This is a genomic window from Microbacterium sp. AC215 (assembly GCF_979258645.1).
Genome location: NZ_OZ409869.1, coordinates 3,581,849 through 3,598,089, shown reverse-complemented (window position 1 = coordinate 3,598,089; position 16,241 = coordinate 3,581,849). Strand labels below are relative to the sequence as shown.

The window sequence follows — 16,241 nt, the reverse complement described above, 5'->3', positions numbered from 1 at the left end:
CGATCGACGCCTGACGAGACGGTCAGGAGACGAGCAGCTCCGCCGGCCGGGATGCCGCATAGCCGACGAGCGGCAGCGCACGCTCGGCAGCGAGGGCGATGCGCGCGTGGAGCACGTCGGAGGCGATCACGTAGCCGTCGAAGTCGGTGTCGCTGGCGTAGACACCCAGGGGCAGCGTCAGCGCCTGGAAGAACGCGAACAGCGGCCGCAGCTGGTGCTCGATGATGAGCGCGTGGCGTTCGCCGCCGCCGGTCGCCGCGAGCAGCACCGGCTTGCCGACGAGCTCGTACTGACCCACGAAGTCGAACAAGTGCTTGAAGAGGCCGGTGAAGGATGCGCGGTAGACGGGGCTGCCCACGATCAGCAGGTCTGCCGCCTCGATCGCCACCAGCTTCTCCTCGACGCGCGCCGGAAGCTGGTCGCGACGCAGCGCTCCTGCGAGCGACGGGCCGATGTCGGTGAGCTCGATGACCTCGATCTCGACCTCGGCCCGCTCGGCGATCGCCCCGGCGATCGCACGGATGAGCGCCGTGGTCTTGCTGGGCTCGTGCAGAGATCCGGAGACGGCGACGACGCGGTAGGGAGCTGTCATGCGGACGACGCTACTCACGACGACGCCCCGTGTCGCGGGAAGCGACACGGGGCGTCATCTGTCGACACGGAGCGTGTCAGTTCACGTCGTCGGGGTGCGATCCGACCCGACCAGAGCCGTCGAGCGGGTCGAGGGCGTCGATCGCCGCGACCTCGGCGTCGGTGAGCTCGAACCCGAACACGTCGAGGTTCTCGCGCAGGCGCTCGGCGCGCACCGACTTCGGGAAGACGATGAATCCGCGCTGCAGGTGCCAGCGCAGCACCGCCTGCGCGGGGGTGACGCCGTGCGCCGCCGCCGCCTCGGCCACCGCCGGCGTGCCGAACAGGTCGTACTTGCCCTGGCCGAGCGGGCCCCACGACTCGATGCGGATGCCGTGCTCGGTCGCCCAGTCGACGACGTCGCGCTGCTGGTAGGCCGGGTGCAGCTCGATCTGGTTGACCGCCGGCGTCACGCCGGTCTCGGCCACCACGCGCTCGAGGTGCGGAACGAGGAAGTTCGAGACGCCGATGCTGCGTGTCAGTCCTGCCTCGCGCAGCTCGATGAGCCGAGCGAAGGCGTGCACGTAGTCGTCCTTCGCCGGAGTGGGCCAGTGCACGAGGTAGAGGTCGACGACATCCAGCCCGAGCTTCTCGAGGCTCTCGCCGATCGCCGCACGCGGCTCGTCGTCGTGGTGGCGGTCGTTCCAGAGCTTGGTCGTGATGAACAGCTCGTCGCGCGGGATGCCGGAAGAGGCGATCGCCGCCCCGACGCCCTCTTCGTTGCCGTAGATGGCGGCCGTGTCGATGTGGCGGTAGCCGATCTCGAGCGCCTCGCTCACGGCGCGCTCGGTCTCGTCGGCCGGAACCTTGAACACCCCGTAGCCGAGCTGCGGGATGGAATGGCCGTCGTTCAGTTCGAGTGCAGGAATCGTCATGAATCCACCCTACGACCTGTGATGACAGGTCGACCAGGAGGAACCACCGCCATCCTCGAGGCGACCCAGCCGACCAGCCTCTCGAGCGGGCCCCTCCCGAACAGGATCGACCACAGCGTGGTCGCGAGAAGCAGCGCGACGGCCGTCGCCAACCAGAAGGCATTGCTCGAGAAGAAGCCTCCTGGTCCCGCCACGAGCGCGACCGAGACGACGTGCACGCTGTAGGCCGACAGGGGCATCGACCCCAACGCCCCGAGCGGAAGGAGCACCGCACGCAACGGCCCGCTGAGCAGCACGCACAGCGCGATGACCGACAGTGCGAACCCGCCCGAGCCGAGGATCTCGGCCGTTCCGCCGGAGTGCGGTTCGACGGCGAAGATCGCTCGGACGACGGCCCCTCCCGGATCCGCTGCGGCCAGCGCCTCGGAGTAGGTGCTCCACCCCGCGGCGGGCTCGCCGCCGAAGATCGCCGAGCCGGAGCCGGAGCCGAGGCGGGTGACTCCTCCGACGAGGCCCAGTCCGTAGCCGACGACCATGAGTCCGACGCCCGCGCCCAGCGTGATCGCCGCGGTCTCGAGCTTCTCAACACGCAGGCGTCCGAGCGCCATGCCGGCGAAGACGAACGCGAGCCACGCGGTGATCGGATACGAGCCGTAGAGGACGAGGCTGACGCCCGCGCCGGTGGGGTTCAGGGTGAGTGCGGCGAGCAACGCGAGCAGCGCCGGTGCCGCGAGTGCCAGGATGCCGGCGGCGATCAGCAGCTTCCACGGCTGCCACCGGAGGAACGGGATGACGGCGACGTAGAGCAGTCCGTAGAGCGTGAGGATCACCGCGATCGGCGTGTTCAGCATCTCCAGCGCCAGACCGATCAGGAAGATGACCGCTCCGCGACCGATGAGCTGCAGGCGGAGGCTCGGCATCCGCTCGGGATCGGGCAGCACGCTGCGGCCGGTCATCAGGGCGATCGAGACGCCGGCGAGCACCGCGAACAGGATCGACGATCGCCCGTGCACCAGGTCGGTCCAGGTCGACAGGTCGAACGGATCGAACGCCTCGGTCTCGCCGATGTGCGCTCCGGCCATGCCGAGGATCGCCAGCCCTCGGGCGACGTCGAGTCCGAGGATGCGCGGAGCCCGCCCGAACTCGTGGAACCACCGCGATGCGGGAGGAGGCTTCGACACAGTGCTCACGGATGAATCGTACGATGGGAGTTCTATGCCTTCCCCCGTGATCTTCTATCCTCCCGAGCTGCCGGTCAGCGCTGCGCGGGAGGAGATCGCCGACGCCATCCGCGACAACCAGGTCGTCATCGTGGCCGGAGCGACGGGCTCGGGGAAGACGACGCAGCTGCCGAAGATCTGCCTCGATCTCGGGCGCGAGCGCATCGCGCACACGCAGCCCCGACGACTCGCCGCCCGCACGATCGCCGAGCGCGTCGCCGAGGAGCTGCAGGTCGAGCTCGGCGGCCTCGTCGGATACAAGGTGCGCTTCACCGACAAGGTGTCCGACGACACGCGCATCGCGCTGATGACCGACGGCATCCTGCTCAATGAGATCCACCGCGACCGGCTGCTGCGCCGCTACGACACGATCATCATCGACGAGGCGCACGAGCGCTCGCTCAACGTCGACTTCCTGCTCGGATACCTCGTGCGGATCCTTCCCGAACGACCAGACCTCAAGGTGATCATCACGTCGGCGACGATCGATCCCGAGAGCTTCGCCCGACACTTCGCGACGCCCGAGGGTGTGCCCGCGCCGGTGATCGAGGTGTCCGGCCGCACCTTCCCCGTCGAGATCCGCTACCGCGAGCAGACGGAGGAGACCGAGGAGTCCGACGAGGTGACCGCCATCGTCGCGGCCCTCCGTGAACTTGACCGCGAGGAGCCCGGCGACGTGCTGGTGTTCCTGCCGGGCGAAGCAGAGATCAGGGATGCCGCCGATGCCGTGCGCGGCGCGTACGCGAAGGACCGCTCCCCCACCGAGGTGCTGCCCCTGTACGGCCGGCTGTCGGCGGCGGAGCAGCACCGGGTGTTCGAGAAGAGCCGCGTCGCCGGTGTGCGGCGCCGGGTCGTGCTCGCCACGAACGTCGCCGAGACCAGCCTCACCGTTCCCGGCATCCGCTATGTGATCGACACCGGCACCGCGCGCATCTCGCGATACAGCAACCGCTCGAAGGTGCAGCGGCTGCCGATCGAGGCGATCTCGCAGGCCTCCGCGAACCAGCGTTCGGGCCGCGCCGGGCGCACGAGCGACGGCATCGCGATCCGCCTGTACAGCGAGGAGGACTTCGACAAGCGCGCGGAGTTCACCGAACCCGAGATCCTGCGCACCTCGCTCGCCTCGGTGATCCTGCAGATGCTGTCGCTCGGCTTCGGCGACATCACCGCCTTCCCGTTCCTCACCCCGCCCGACTCCCGGGGAGTCAAGGCCGCCGTCGACCTGCTCACCGAGCTGGGCGCCGTCACCGGCAGCGGAGACGCACCTCGACTCACCCGCATCGGTCGAGACATCTCCCGAATCCCGATCGACCCCCGCTTCGCCCGCATGCTGATCGAGGCCGGACGCCCCGGCGGCGCCGACGTCACCCGCGACGTGCTCGCGATCGTCGCCGGAATGTCGATCCAGGACGTGCGCGAGCGGCCGTCGCAGGAGGCGCCGCAGAGCGTGCGCGACGAAGCCGACCGCATGCATGCGCGCTTCACCGACCCGACGAGCGACTTCCTGTCGATCCTGAACCTGTGGAACCACCTCCGGGAGCAGCAGCGCGAGCTCGGTTCGAGCGCCTTCCGTCGCCTGTGCCGTTCGGAGCATCTCAACTACGTCCGGGTGCGTGAATGGTTCGACGTGCACCGTCAGCTGCGGTCGCTCGTGCGGGAGAAGGACTCCTCGCGCGGGGGGACCGCGGATCCGGATGCGATCCATCGGGCTCTGCTCGCCGGACTCCTGTCGCAGATCGGCATCCTCGACGAGCGCAACACCGGCAAGGGCCTCGATCCGAAGAAGAAGAGGATGGCGGAATACCGTGGCGCCCGCGGCATCCGCTTCTCGATCTTCCCCGGATCCGCCCTGCGCAAGAAGGCCCCGCAGGCGGTCATGGCCGCCGAGATCGTCGAGACCTCACGCACCTACGCCCGCACGGTCGCCGCGATCGACCCCGCCTGGGCGGAGGCGCTCGCGGGCGATCTCGCGAAGCGCCAGGTCACCGAGCCGCACTGGTCGAAGGATGCCGGCGCGGCGGTCGCGTACGAGAAGGTGACGCTGTTCGGGGTCGAGATCATCCCCCGTCGCCGTGTGCAGTTCGCGCGCATCGACCGGGCGGCGTCGCGTGAGATGTTCGTGCGACACGCCCTCGTCGAGGGCGAATGGGATCCGACGCGCATCGACAAGCGGGTCAGCGCTTTCTGGCGCAGCAACGCCGAACTGCGCAAGCGCCTCGAGAAGCTCGAGGAACGTGAGAGGCGTCGCGACATCCTCGCTGGCGACGAAGCGGTGTTCCGCTTCTACGACGAGCGGATCCCGACCGACGTCTTCGACGTGCGCTCGTTCGAGAAATGGTGGCGCGACGCGCTGGCCGCGACCCCGAAGCTGCTCGTCATGCGCGAGGCCGACCTGCTCGACGACGAGAGCAGGGCCGACCAGAGCGAGTTCCCCACCCGGTGGACGCAGGGCGACCAGGTGCTCGGGCTCGCGTACCGTTTCGAGCCGGGGGCGACCGACGACGGCGTGAGCGTCGTGATCCCGTTGCCTCTGCTCGCGCAGATCGAGGACAGGGGCTTCGACTGGCAAGTGCCGGGGCTGCGCGCCGAACTCGTCACTGGCCTGCTCCGCGCACTGCCCAAGGCGATCCGACGGCACGTGGTGCCTGCGGCCGATTGGGCCGACAAGTTCGGTGCCGAGCTCGCCGGAGACGGCCCCGAGTCGCACGGCGGCCTTCCTCATCGCACGCTCAAAGAGGCGCTGGCACGCCTCATCCAGCCGCTCGCGAATCAGCTCGTCTCGGCTGCCGACTTCGAAGACGATCGCGTGCCCGCGCACCTGCGGATGAACTTCCGCGCCGTCGACGAGCGCGGGCGCGTCGCGGGATCGAACCGCGACCTCGGTGCGCTGCAGGCCGAGCTCGCCGACCGTGCGCGCAGCAGCGTGGCCCGGTCGATCGCGACCCCGCCCCGCCGCCCCGGCCCCTCGAAGGGACCGCAGCCCGCTGCCGCCGCCACCTCGATCGAGAAGGACGGCCTCACCGCCTGGACGTTCGGCGAACTGCCCGAGGTGCTCGACACCCGCGTGGCCGGCGGAGTGGTGCGCGGGTACCCGGCGATCGTCGACCAGGGGAAGACCGTCTCGGTGCGCGTCGAGTCCACGGCGGATGCCGCCGCCACCGCCACGCGGGCGGGCGTGCTGCGCCTCGTGCTGCTCGGTGTGCCCTCGCCCTCGTCGTACGTGCAGCAGCACCTCACCAGCCAGGAGAAGCTCGCACTCGCCGCGTCGCCCTACCAGTCGGCCGCCGCGCTCATCGAGGACTGCCGGGCCGCGGTCGTCCAGAGCACGATCGATCGGCTGGCGCCGGGCGGCCTCGTGCGCACCGAGGCCGAGTTCGTGCGCGTGCGCGACGCGGTGTCGGCGTCGCTCGTCGACGACCTCTTCGCCTGCGTGTCGCTCGTCGCTCGCATCCTCACGAAGACCCGCGATGTCGAGCGCGGCATCCGTTCGCAGAACTCCCTCGCACTGCTCGGGCCGCTGAACGACATCCGCACGCAGCTCTCGGGACTCCTGCACCCCGGGTTCATCTCGGCGGCGGGCGTCGAGCGCCTCACGCACTTCCCGCGATACCTGGACGGGATGCTCGAGCGGCTGAAGACGCTCGCGAACGAGCCCGGCAAGGACCGCACCCGCATGAGCGAGTTCGAGCGCATGGCGAAGGCCTTCGAGGATGCCGGGGGCGCGATCCCGCTGCCCGCCGACGCGCCGCCGGCCCTGGTCGAGACCCGCTGGCTGCTCGAGGAGTACCGGGTGAGCGTGTTCGCGCAGCGTCTCGGCACCGCGCAGCCCGTCTCTCCGCAGCGGATCATGAAGGTGCTGTCGTCTCGGGGGTAGCCTGAATCCATGGCTCGCGCGATCGTCTACACAGAGTTCGGTTCTCCTGATGTGCTGCACCTGATCGAGATCCCCGATCCGATCGCGCTCAGCGGCGAGGCCGTAGTGCGCATCGAGGCGGCGGGTGCCAACCCGATCGACGCCAAGCTCCGCAGCGCGAAGCGCCCCTCACCGCCGATCACCGAGCCGCGTGCCGTCGGGTTCGACGGCGCCGGGGTCATCGAATCGCTCGGCGACGACGTCGACGGATTCGCGGTGGGCGACCGCGTCGCGATCCGCGACACGGTCGGCACCTACTCGAGCATGCTCGCCGTACCGGTCGACAAGCTCGTCGCGCTACCCGATTCCGTCACCGCAGCGGAGGGGGCCGGCATCGGCATCCCCGCCGGCACCGCCTATCAGGCGCTCCGCTCGCTCGGAGTCACGGACGGCGACGTGCTTCTCGTGCACGGCGGTTCGGGCTCGGTCGGCCAGGCAGCCGTGCAGTTCGCCGTCGCCTGGGGCGCCACCGTCATCGCGACCGCAAGCCCGGCCAGACACGATCAGCTGCGTGACCTCGGTGCGATCCCGGTCGCATACGGAGACGGGCTGCTGGAGCGCGTACGCGAGGCCGCACCCGTCGGGGTGACGGTCGCGCTCGACTGCGCGGGGACCGATGAGGCCATCGAGGTGTCGCTCGAGCTCGTCGCCGACCGCGAGCGCATCGCGACGATCGTCCGCGGCCCCGATGCCGCGTCGTTCGGCATCCGGGCGTTCTCGGGCGGTTCACCGGTGCCGCTCACTGAGCAGGAGCTCGCGTGGCGCGCGGAGGCCCTCGGCGCGACCGTCGACCTGCTGGCGGCGGGCGACTTCACGATCGAGCTCGGCCCGGAACTGCCGCTGAGCGAGGCGGCACGCGCTCATGAGCTCATGGAGTCCGGAGCCGCCTCGGGCAAGATCGTGCTGATCCCGTAGGCCGCTCAGGACCAGACGCGGGCAGCCGTGGACGCCGTCGCCATGGAGAGGGAGTTCGCGGCGATCAGTCGGCGCGTGGCTTCGGCCAGCAACGCTCTCATGCTCTCGAGCGCGTTCGACCACTCCCGCTGGGCACGGTCATAGGCCCGTTGCGCTTCCCCGTCCCAGGTCGATTTCAGTAGCGTCGCCTCGGAATCGAAGGCGTCGAGTTCGTGCTCGATGGCTTTCACGGTGAGCGCGAGCTCGGCGACGGTCTGTGCCACGGCGTCGTGACGAACAGCGACCTTCATCGTTCCTCCGAGAGTTCCAGTGCGAGGTCGAGCTCACGCAGGACGTAGGGCGGCGAGACGGCTTCGGTGAGGTAGAACGTGTAGAAGATCTCCGCGGCTTCGTCGGCGGTGAAGATCTCGTTCGAGAACACTCGTACCGCGCGGTCGTCGCTCATAGGGATGAGAGTGGTCGTGCCGTCAGCGGTCTCGGGCCGGCCGATCGTGTACAGATGGCTCTCCCCGTCGGCGCCGAGGAGCCGCGCTTCCACCGTCATCGCATCAGCCGAGCCCGCGGCCTGCATGAAGAATTCATTCGCCTGCTCGTGGTAGCCGTCGATCCTTGTGGGGTCAGCGCCGCGCCAGATCGAGTACGTGTAGTCCTTGCGGGCGTCCAGCCACTCCAGCGTGCGTCGGAGCCGTTCGGGAATCGTGAGATGCTCGTCGGCCAGCCAGCCGGTGCGACCGTCGTTCGCGGCCTGGACGAAGGGTCCATAGAGCGTCATCGTTCCTCCGAGAGTTCGTTGGAGAGATCCAGCTCGCGAAGCACGTAGGGCTGCGAGACGGCATCGGTGAGGTAGTACGTGTAGAAGATCACTGCGGCTTCGTCGGCGGTGAAGATCTCGTTCGAGAACACGCGCACCGCGCGGTCGTCGCTGATGGGGATGAGGGTGGTCGTGCCGTCTGCGGGCTCGGGCCGTCCGACCGAGTACAGGTGCGACTCACCGTCGGGGCCGGGAAGCCGCACCTCGACAGTCATAGCGTCCGCGGAGCCTGCGGCCTGCATGAACGAATCATCTGCCGGCACGCGGAATCCGATGGTGCTCGAAGGATCGGAGCCCGGCCAGATGATGTACGTGTACTTACCGTCGCCGTCAAGATGTCCCAGCATGAGGCGCAGGTGATCGGGGATCGGGCGATAACCGTCCGTCACCCACCCCCGCATCCCGCTGGGAGACTGCTCGCCGTGCGTAAACGGTGCTCTCATGGAATGTCCTTACTGTCCACCCGTGTGAGGAGGATGTCCTCGCCGTCCATCTTTCCGTGCGCTGGTGTACCCGCGTTCACAACGTCATCGAACTGTCGCTGCGTGCTTCCTGGCCTGTTGTATGCCTCGATAGCACTGCCGGACTTCACCTCCACACCCGTATAGGTATTCGGCCCGTCGGTATTCTTCACAAGCCCGTCGTAGAAGCGCCCATTCTGCGGAGAACCCTCGTAGTCGACTTTGATCTTCGAGCGGATCACCTCGACTTCGAAGTCTTGGGCATACTCCGTGAGGCCGATCTTCTCTTTATCAACCCACAGCGGATCCTTCTGGCCATTCGCGAACGTCCCCGCGTCGTCGCGTCCATCGCCGCGGTCGAGGCCGCGGACTCGGTCGCTGACGCCGTAGCTCTCGGTGAGCCATCGGCCGGCGGCGTCGCCCATCATCGTCGCGCCTGCACCGGCCACTCCGACTCCGGCGACGACCAGTGCGGGCGAACCTGCCAGCGCACCGGCTCCGGTGAAGGTGATGGCCCCGCCTCCGGCTGCCAGCGCCGCGCCGCCGAGGAAGGTGGCAGCGCCGCCCAGGAGTTCGAGGATGATGTCGGGGTGCTCCCAGAGCGTCTGCGCCGAGATCGCGAGCATGTCCATCGTGGCTCGGAACGGCTGGACGACACCGAGGTTGACGATCACCTCGGTCGTCGCGTGCTGTGTTCGTGTCGCGGCCTCCGCGTCGGTCAGCGGAATCCGCGCCGCATCCGCGGCATCGTCCAACCGGATCGCGCAGTCGCGCGCATAGACCTCGAGAGTCGCCCGGGCGTTGAACAGGACCTCCCGCGCTTCATCGTGTGCAGGACCTGACGGATCGACGAAGGGCACGTCGGCCTCGGGGTGCCGGAGCCCTTGCCCGACGCGCAACTCCCGCACGTGTGCACGGTGGGCGGCCAGCGCCGCAGCAGCCTGTTGCTCTGCCTCGTTCCAGAGAGTGATCGCACGGTCGGCTTCGTCCTGCGCCCACTGCAACGCGTCGGCCCACGTGAACAGTACGCTCGCACCCGCGCGGAGCGCCTCGCCCGCATGCTTCCAGTGCAGCAGCTGCCGCTCGAACCGGTCGAGGTAGGCGTCGTAGGCAGCGCCTCTCCACGTGCCGTCGTCATCCAGCGTGGCGAGGTCATCGCGTACACGGGTCGCTTCAGCGCCACGAGCCTTCCACGCTTCCGCGGTCGCCCTGACCTCGGACACCGAGCCCGGCACGAGGTCCGCCGCCGACTGGGTCTGCCCCAGCTCCATCAGTCGTCCCAGATCATCGCGTCGACTTCGACCTTCGCCGCATCGGTGCCTTCGTCGAAGATCCGAGCGGTCGTGCTCAACCTGTCTGCGAAGTCTTCGGTGTCGGCCACACGGACGCAGAGCCCGTCGGACCATGCGCTGCTGAAACGCGTCGCGGCTGCGACGACCCACTCGTGTCCGGCGTCAGCAGGCTTCGCGGCATCGGACGAGCCCAGCTCGCCGACGATGCGACGTGCCTTCGACGCCATCGCACGCAGCACGTCGGTATCGACTTCGTAGAATGCTCCGCCCGCGACTGCCATGCGTCGACGTTAGCAAGCGATACGTCGTCATATGGAGACAGCAAGAAGTATGCCGATACTCTCGCAAAAGGACACCAGCCCACCCCCGACGGTGACACGTCAGAGGTGGGCCGGTGCTGATCTCTCGACCGATCAGACGGGTGCGACCGGCCTCCCGATCGACAGCATCAGACGGTTCGCCCAATTGAAGAACGCGGCGCCGTGGATCACATCGGCGATCTCGAGGTCGTCGAGTCCCGCCGCCCGCAGCCGGGCGATCTCGTCGGCGCCGAAGGTGCTGGGCGTGTCGGTCAGGGCGACGGAGGCCGCGACGACCGCGTTCCACCGCTCCCCGAGGTCGGCGTCTACTCCCTGATCCAGCAGGAGATCGACGTCGTCGAGCCGCTTGCTGTGGTGCGCCGCGAAGCGCGAGTGCACCGAGGCGCAGAACACGCAGCCGTTGTGACGCGAAGCCGCGGTCGCCGAGAGCTCGCGCTCGGCCCGGGGAAGACCCTCCTTGGCGTTGTAGAAGATGTCCTTGTCGACGAGCGTGCGCGCCTTGAGCACCTCGGGGTCGCGCGCCAGCAGCCGGAAGTAGTCGTTCTTCGCCCGAGAGGCGTCGACGAGACCGTCGTAGTGGCGCTCGGTCAGCTCCTCCTCCGCGAGCGGCGGCAGATGCGGGGTCCACCCCACCTCGGCCCGCGTGAACGCCTCGGGGTGCGGTGCGTCATCGCGCAGAAGCTCGGTCATGCTGCCTCCTCCTCGGAGTCGGATGCCGAGGCGATGCCGGCGGCGGAGAGAACCCTCAGGCCCGTGATGACGCGCTGCTGGAACGCGAGGAACGAGACGAGCTGCGAGAGGGTGACGATGCCGTCGACCGACCACCCCGCATCCACCAGCCGCTGGATGTCGACGGCCGCGGATTCGCGCGGCCGGAACACGAGCAGGTGCGTGTGCGCGAGCGCGGCGGCGACCCGCCCGCCGAGCGCCTCTGCGACCTCGGGCGACGGCGCGTAGCGCTCGCCCTCGGTGTTCTCGCCCTGCAGTCCCGCTTCGGTGTACGAGCCGAAGGGCCCGGTCACCGCAGCGTTCGTGGCCTCGGCGATCACGACGGTGGCGCGCTGCGGGTCCACAGCCAGGGCTCGGTCTGCGTAGAACTCGGCCGTCGCATCCGCGTCGCCGGCGAGGCGCGTCGCGAAAGCGGCGATCAGCTCGCGCTCGGCCTGCGACACCTCCTCCGTCGACACCGGCGCGAAGAGCGCGTCGAAGCTCGCCTGCAGCTGCTCCCTGGTGACGGGCCGACGGCGCCGCAGCGCATCGAGCTCGGGCGTCACCCCTACGATCTGATCGACGATGTCGGTGGTCATGCCTTCTCCTTGATGGTGTCGGTGAGGGTGTATCCGAGAGCGGGGGCGACTTGCTCTGCGAAGAGCTCGATCGAGCGCAGCACGTGCTCGTGCGGGGCGTCGACCGAGTGCACCTGGAACGCGACCTCGGTCGCCCTGTCGAGCGTGGCGTCTGCGGCGAGGGACTCGGCGACCTCCTCCGGGGTGCCGAGGTGGGTGTCGAGGGCCACGATCAGCTCATCGAGGGTGTCGCCGGGGATCGTCTGGCCCTGTCGGCGGAACCCCTCGGCGGCACGACGCAGCCCGACCTCAGCGAAGCGCAGGGCCTCCGCGCGGTCATCCGCGACGAACACGGTCCGCGAGGCGGTGACACGCGGGGCGACGCCGTCGGGGAGAGCCTCGAGGTACGCGTCGATGATCGGATCCTGCAGCGCCGAGAGCGGGGCGTGCAGCGCGTCCGTCGACCGCGGCTGAGTGCGCGAGAGCAGGAGGCCATGCCCGTGGATGCCGGCGCGATGGCCTCCGGGGGCCGAGAAGGTCGCCTGCCAGATGCGGTCGCCCAGAGTGCCGGCATCCGGATAGAGGGTGTTGTCGGCGCCGATGTCCCGCCCCGCGAGCGCGTCGAGCAGCAGTCGCAGCTTGCGGTCGTAGGTGGGCGCCTTGTCGCGCACGTCCTCACCGAACGGCACGAAGGACGAGGGGGTTCCGCCGCTGCCGAGCCCCAGGTCGATGCGTCCGCCCGAGAGCAGGTCGGCGACCACCGCGTCTTCCGCGACACGCACCGCATCTTCGAGCGGCAGCGTGACGACCCCGGTGCCGAGACGGATGCGCGAGGTCTGCGCGGCCACGTTCGCGAGATAGACGAGCGGCGAGGGCAGGCCGCCCTCCGCGGCGCGGAAGTGGTGCTGTGCGACCCAGGCGCGACCGACGCCGTGCCGTTCGGCGTGCCGGATCTGCTCGGTGGCCAGCGCGTAGCGCTCGGCGGGCGACGCGTCGTCGAGCAGCCGGGTGAAGAAGGCGATCGTGGGTGCGGTCATGCGGGCTGCTCCGTTCGTCCGGGGACGGCCGCGAGCAGCTCCCGGGTGTAGTCGTGCTGGGGTCGTGGAAGAGCTCCTCGGTGACGCCTTCCTCGACGATCCGCCCGCGGCGCATCACCGAGACGGTGTGACTGATCCTGCGCACCACGGCGAGGTCGTGCGAGATGAAGAGGTAGGTGAGACCGAGTTCGGCCTGCAGCGAGGTGAGCAGTTCGAGGATGCGCGCCTGCACCGTGACGTCGAGGGCCGACACCGCCTCGTCGAGCACGACGATCTCGGGGTCGATCGCGAGGGCCCTGGCGATCGCGACCCGCTGTCGCTGCCCACCCGAGAGCTCACGCGGTGTGCGCTGCGCGAGGTCGCTCGGCAGCGACACCCTGTCGATCAGGGCGAGCGCCCGATCCCTGCGGTCGGAGCGGGAGCCCACCCCGAAGTTCTGCAGCGGCTCGGCGATGATGTCGACGACCTGCTGCTGCGGATCCAGCGATGCGAAGGGGTTCTGGTAGACGAGCTGGATGCGCCGGCGCAGCGCGCGCAAACGCTGGCCCGACAGGCCGGTCACGTCTTCGCCGTCGATCTCGATGGCCCCGGCATCCGGTTCATGGAAGCGCGTGATGAGGCGCGCGGTGGTCGTCTTGCCCGATCCGGACTCGCCGACCAGCGCGTGCGTCGTGCCCCGGCGCACCCGGAACGACACGTCGTCGACGGCCCGGAATCGCTCACGCCCCGCGACCCTGAACTCCTTGATGAGACCGGTCGCGGTGATCGCGAACGGGTTCTCGGCCGCGACCGTCGCGGCATCCCGCAGGAAGGGCGGAGCCTCGGGGCGGCGGAACCCCGTCGTGAACGCCGGGGCGTCCGCGAGGAGCTGCTTCGTGTATCCGTCCGAGGGTGCCGCGAGCACCTGGGCGCTCGCTCCCTGCTCGACGATGCGGCCGTCCTTCAGCACGACGAGCCGTTGGGCGCGGTCGGCCGCGACGCCGAGGTCGTGGGTGACCAGCAGGATGCTCGTGCCTTCCTCTCGACGCAGCTCGTCGAGCAGATCGAGCACCTTGCGCTGCACGGTCGCGTCCAAAGCGCTCGTGGGCTCGTCGGCGATCAGCAGCCGTGGCCGCAGCGCGATGGCCGAGGCGATCAGCACACGCTGGCGCATACCGCCCGAGAGCTCGTGCGGGTACTGCCGCGCTCGGAGGTCCGGATCATCGATGCCGACCCGGTCGAGGAGCTCGATCACCCGCGCGCGCCGCGAGCGACGATCGCGGTGGCCGTGCAGCTTCAGCACCTCTTCGACCTGGGCGCCGATCGGGCGCACGGGATCGAGCGAGGTCACCGGGTCCTGCGGCACGAGTCCGATCTCCGGACCCCGGATGCCGCGCAGTGCGCGATCCGTCCAGCCCGAGATGTCGAGCTCGCCGAGGCGCACCGTGCCGCCGTCGACTCTGCCGCCCTCGGGCAGCAGGCCGAGCAGGGCGTGCGCGGTGGTGGACTTGCCCGATCCCGATTCGCCCACGAGCGCGAGTGCCTCTCCCTCGGCGATCTCGAAGGAGACCCCATGCACCACCTCCCGGCGACCGGCTCGGGTGGCGTACGAGACGGCGAGGCCGTCGACGGTGAGCACGCTCATCGCGGGTTCCTTCCGATGCGGTGCGAGATGCGGTTGGCGCTGAGCACGACGACAACCACGATGAGTCCTGGCAGTGCCGTGAGCCACCAGGCGGTCGCGATGTAGTTGCGCCCCTCGGCTATCAGCAGCCCCCATTCGGGGGTGGGTGGCGGAGCACCGTAACCGAGGAATCCGAGGGTCGAGATCGCGAGGATCGCGGTGCCGAACTGCAGGGCGGCGAGCGCGACGATCGGCGTGAGCGAGTTCGGCAGCACATGGCGACGGAGCACGGTGAAGAAGGTGCCCCCGCTGCCGTACGCCGCCTCGACGTATTCGCTGCGGCGCACTCTGGCGACCTCCGACCGCATCAGGCGGGCGAAGGCGGCGACGCTGCCGAGGCCCACGGCGATCGCGGCGTTCACCGTGCCGAAGCCGAGGAGGATGATCACCGACAGCGACAGCAGCAGGCCGGGGATGGCGAGCAGCACGTCGACGACGCGCATCAGGATGTCGTCGACGACGCCGCCGATCGCGCCGGCGATCGCACCGAGGATCGTCCCGAGCGCGAGGCCCACGGTGACGGCGATGAGCGCTCCCGAGAGCGAGTGCACGGCGCCGTGGACGACGCGGCCGAACAGGTCGCGACCGAGCGTGTCGGTGCCGAAGAGATGCGCCGCGCTCGGTGGCAGCAGCTTGTCGGCGGGGGTGCCGGTGAGAGGGTCGCCGGGTGCGAAGACCCCGGGGATCAGCGCCCAGAGCACGGCGAGCGAGACGACGGCGATCGCGAGGTAGAGCCCCCACGGCAGAGCGAGCAGTCCGCGCGCGCGTCGAGGCGATCGGGTGAGCGTTGCGGCATCCTGCTGCGGTGTCTCGGGCGGGGTGTCGACGGATGCGGCCACGGCGGCGACGGTCATGCCGATGCTCCTGACTTCGAGAGGGCGCGCTGGCGCGGATCGATCAGCGGGGTGACGAGGTCGACGGCGAAGCTGATGAGCACGAAGCCGAGGGCCGACAGCAGCACGACGCCCTGCAGCACCGGGATGTCCTGGTTCGACACGGCCTGCTCGGTGAGGCGGCCGATGCCGGTGCGACCGAACACGGTCTCGGTGACCACGGCCCCTCCCACGAGCTCGCCGAACAGCACCCCGGCGATCGTGAGCGTCGGCAGGGCCGCGTTGCGCGCGACCGACCGGGTGAGCACCCACGACGGCGGCGCGCCCTTGGCACGGACGACGGTGATGAACGGCTGCGCCTGCACCTGATCGATGGCGCGCACCAGCACCTGGGCGAGCGGAGCGGAGATCGGCACGGCGAGGGTCAGCACGGGAAGGACGAGCCCGGCGACAGGGTCGGCGCCGACGATCGGCACCCACCCGAGACCGAACGAGAAGACCTGGATCAGCAGGATGCCGAGCCAGAACACCGGCACCGCGACGAACAGCCCCGGCACCTGACGGATGCCGTCGCGCAGCCACGCGAACGGCGCGAGAGACGAGAGCCCTGCGACGAGCACGGCGATCAGCAGCGCGACCACGAGCCCCAGCGACGCGAGCAGCACGGTCGACGGCAGTGCCTCGGCGAGCATCTCCAGCACCGGGGTGCCGAACTGTGTCGAGTAGCCGAAGTCACCGGCCGCGAATCCGAGACCCGCGTGCACGTACTGCTGCCACCACGGCAGATCGGTGCCGTAGGTGGCGCGGATGCCGTCGAGCTGCTCCGGCGACAGCCCGAGGCTGGGGTCGGAGAACTTGATCAGGATCGCATCCCCCGGCAGCAGCTGCAGGAGGAAGAAAGTGGCCGTGAAGGCCGCGATCAGAACGATCGCGGCCTGCCCAGCTCGTCGGAGGACGAAGCTCATCGGTGCACCGTCTCAGTCAT

At 69.5% G+C, this 16,241-nt stretch carries 15 protein-coding genes and 1 pseudogene; 2 read left to right on the top strand and 14 right to left on the bottom strand.

The annotated features are described in order from the left end of the window. Positions 1-22: 22 nt before the first annotated feature. From msuE to ACZZZF_RS17585, 3 genes are all read right to left on the bottom strand, one after another. The gene (msuE, locus tag ACZZZF_RS17595) at positions 23-592 is read right to left on the bottom strand and encodes an FMN reductase (RefSeq protein WP_053099190.1); all 570 of its coding nucleotides are present in this window, start codon (positions 590-592) and stop codon (positions 23-25) included. Between the two features lie 76 nt (positions 593-668). Continuing rightward, a complete protein-coding gene (locus ACZZZF_RS17590; protein ID WP_053097128.1) occupies positions 669-1,505 on the bottom strand; it encodes an aldo/keto reductase in 837 nt (278 codons plus the stop codon). Then, complete coding sequence (locus ACZZZF_RS17585) at positions 1,502-2,695, bottom strand: heparan-alpha-glucosaminide N-acetyltransferase domain-containing protein (protein WP_463499778.1); 1,194 nt, start codon at positions 2,693-2,695, stop codon at positions 1,502-1,504. Before ACZZZF_RS17585 ends, ACZZZF_RS17590 begins: the two co-directional genes overlap by 4 nt. A gap of 25 nt (positions 2,696-2,720) precedes the next feature. Here ACZZZF_RS17585 and hrpA point away from each other — a divergent pair, with 25 nt between their 5' ends. Both hrpA and ACZZZF_RS17575 read left to right on the top strand, forming a co-directional pair. Beyond that, on the top strand, positions 2,721-6,599 hold the full coding sequence (gene hrpA / locus ACZZZF_RS17580) for an ATP-dependent RNA helicase HrpA (RefSeq protein WP_463499776.1): 3,879 nt from the start codon (positions 2,721-2,723) through the stop codon (positions 6,597-6,599). Positions 6,600-6,608: 9 nt separating this feature from the next. After that, the gene (locus ACZZZF_RS17575; protein WP_072591566.1) at positions 6,609-7,553 is read left to right on the top strand and encodes a quinone oxidoreductase family protein; all 945 of its coding nucleotides are present in this window, start codon (positions 6,609-6,611) and stop codon (positions 7,551-7,553) included. 5 nt (positions 7,554-7,558) lie between these two features. Here the strand turns inward: ACZZZF_RS17575 and ACZZZF_RS17570 are convergent, their stop codons facing one another. From ACZZZF_RS17570 to ACZZZF_RS17520, 11 genes and pseudogenes are all read right to left on the bottom strand, one after another. Further along, positions 7,559-7,843, bottom strand: coding sequence for a WXG100 family type VII secretion target (locus ACZZZF_RS17570; RefSeq protein ID WP_056279979.1), 285 nt, complete (start codon positions 7,841-7,843; stop codon positions 7,559-7,561). Next, positions 7,840-8,325: a hypothetical protein gene (locus ACZZZF_RS17565; RefSeq protein WP_072591568.1), complete on the bottom strand. Its 486-nt coding sequence runs from the start codon at positions 8,323-8,325 to the stop codon at positions 7,840-7,842. The genes ACZZZF_RS17570 and ACZZZF_RS17565 overlap by 4 nt, the downstream gene beginning before the upstream one ends. Beyond that, the gene (locus tag ACZZZF_RS17560; RefSeq protein WP_187250524.1) at positions 8,322-8,807 is read right to left on the bottom strand and encodes a hypothetical protein; all 486 of its coding nucleotides are present in this window, start codon (positions 8,805-8,807) and stop codon (positions 8,322-8,324) included. The genes ACZZZF_RS17565 and ACZZZF_RS17560 overlap by 4 nt, the downstream gene beginning before the upstream one ends. Beyond that, positions 8,804-10,096 (bottom strand): putative T7SS-secreted protein, encoded by a 1,293-nt coding sequence (locus ACZZZF_RS17555; protein WP_463499774.1) that lies wholly within the window; start codon positions 10,094-10,096, stop codon positions 8,804-8,806. Before ACZZZF_RS17555 ends, ACZZZF_RS17560 begins: the two co-directional genes overlap by 4 nt. Next, positions 10,096-10,398 (bottom strand): hypothetical protein, encoded by a 303-nt coding sequence (locus tag ACZZZF_RS17550; protein ID WP_187250526.1) that lies wholly within the window; start codon positions 10,396-10,398, stop codon positions 10,096-10,098. The genes ACZZZF_RS17555 and ACZZZF_RS17550 overlap by 1 nt, the downstream gene beginning before the upstream one ends. 132 nt (positions 10,399-10,530) lie before the next feature. Next, positions 10,531-11,127, bottom strand: coding sequence for an alkylhydroperoxidase domain protein (locus ACZZZF_RS17545; RefSeq protein ID WP_463499772.1), 597 nt, complete (start codon positions 11,125-11,127; stop codon positions 10,531-10,533). Continuing rightward, complete coding sequence (locus tag ACZZZF_RS17540; RefSeq protein WP_463499770.1) at positions 11,124-11,744, bottom strand: CMD domain protein; 621 nt, start codon at positions 11,742-11,744, stop codon at positions 11,124-11,126. Before ACZZZF_RS17540 ends, ACZZZF_RS17545 begins: the two co-directional genes overlap by 4 nt. Further along, positions 11,741-12,760: a putative FMN-dependent luciferase-like monooxygenase gene (locus tag ACZZZF_RS17535; protein ID WP_463499768.1), complete on the bottom strand. Its 1,020-nt coding sequence runs from the start codon at positions 12,758-12,760 to the stop codon at positions 11,741-11,743. The genes ACZZZF_RS17540 and ACZZZF_RS17535 overlap by 4 nt, the downstream gene beginning before the upstream one ends. Beyond that, positions 12,757-14,384, bottom strand: a pseudogene (locus ACZZZF_RS17530) (dipeptide ABC transporter ATP-binding protein). The gene ACZZZF_RS17535 and the pseudogene ACZZZF_RS17530 overlap by 4 nt, the downstream one beginning before the upstream one ends. After that, positions 14,381-15,277, bottom strand: a complete 897-nt coding sequence (locus ACZZZF_RS17525) for an ABC transporter permease (RefSeq protein WP_072591576.1) — start codon at positions 15,275-15,277, stop codon at positions 14,381-14,383. The pseudogene ACZZZF_RS17530 and the gene ACZZZF_RS17525 overlap by 4 nt, the downstream one beginning before the upstream one ends. After that, positions 15,274-16,221, bottom strand: a complete 948-nt coding sequence (locus tag ACZZZF_RS17520; protein ID WP_053097150.1) for an ABC transporter permease — start codon at positions 16,219-16,221, stop codon at positions 15,274-15,276. The genes ACZZZF_RS17525 and ACZZZF_RS17520 overlap by 4 nt, the downstream gene beginning before the upstream one ends. Between the last annotated feature and the right edge of the window lie 20 nt (positions 16,222-16,241).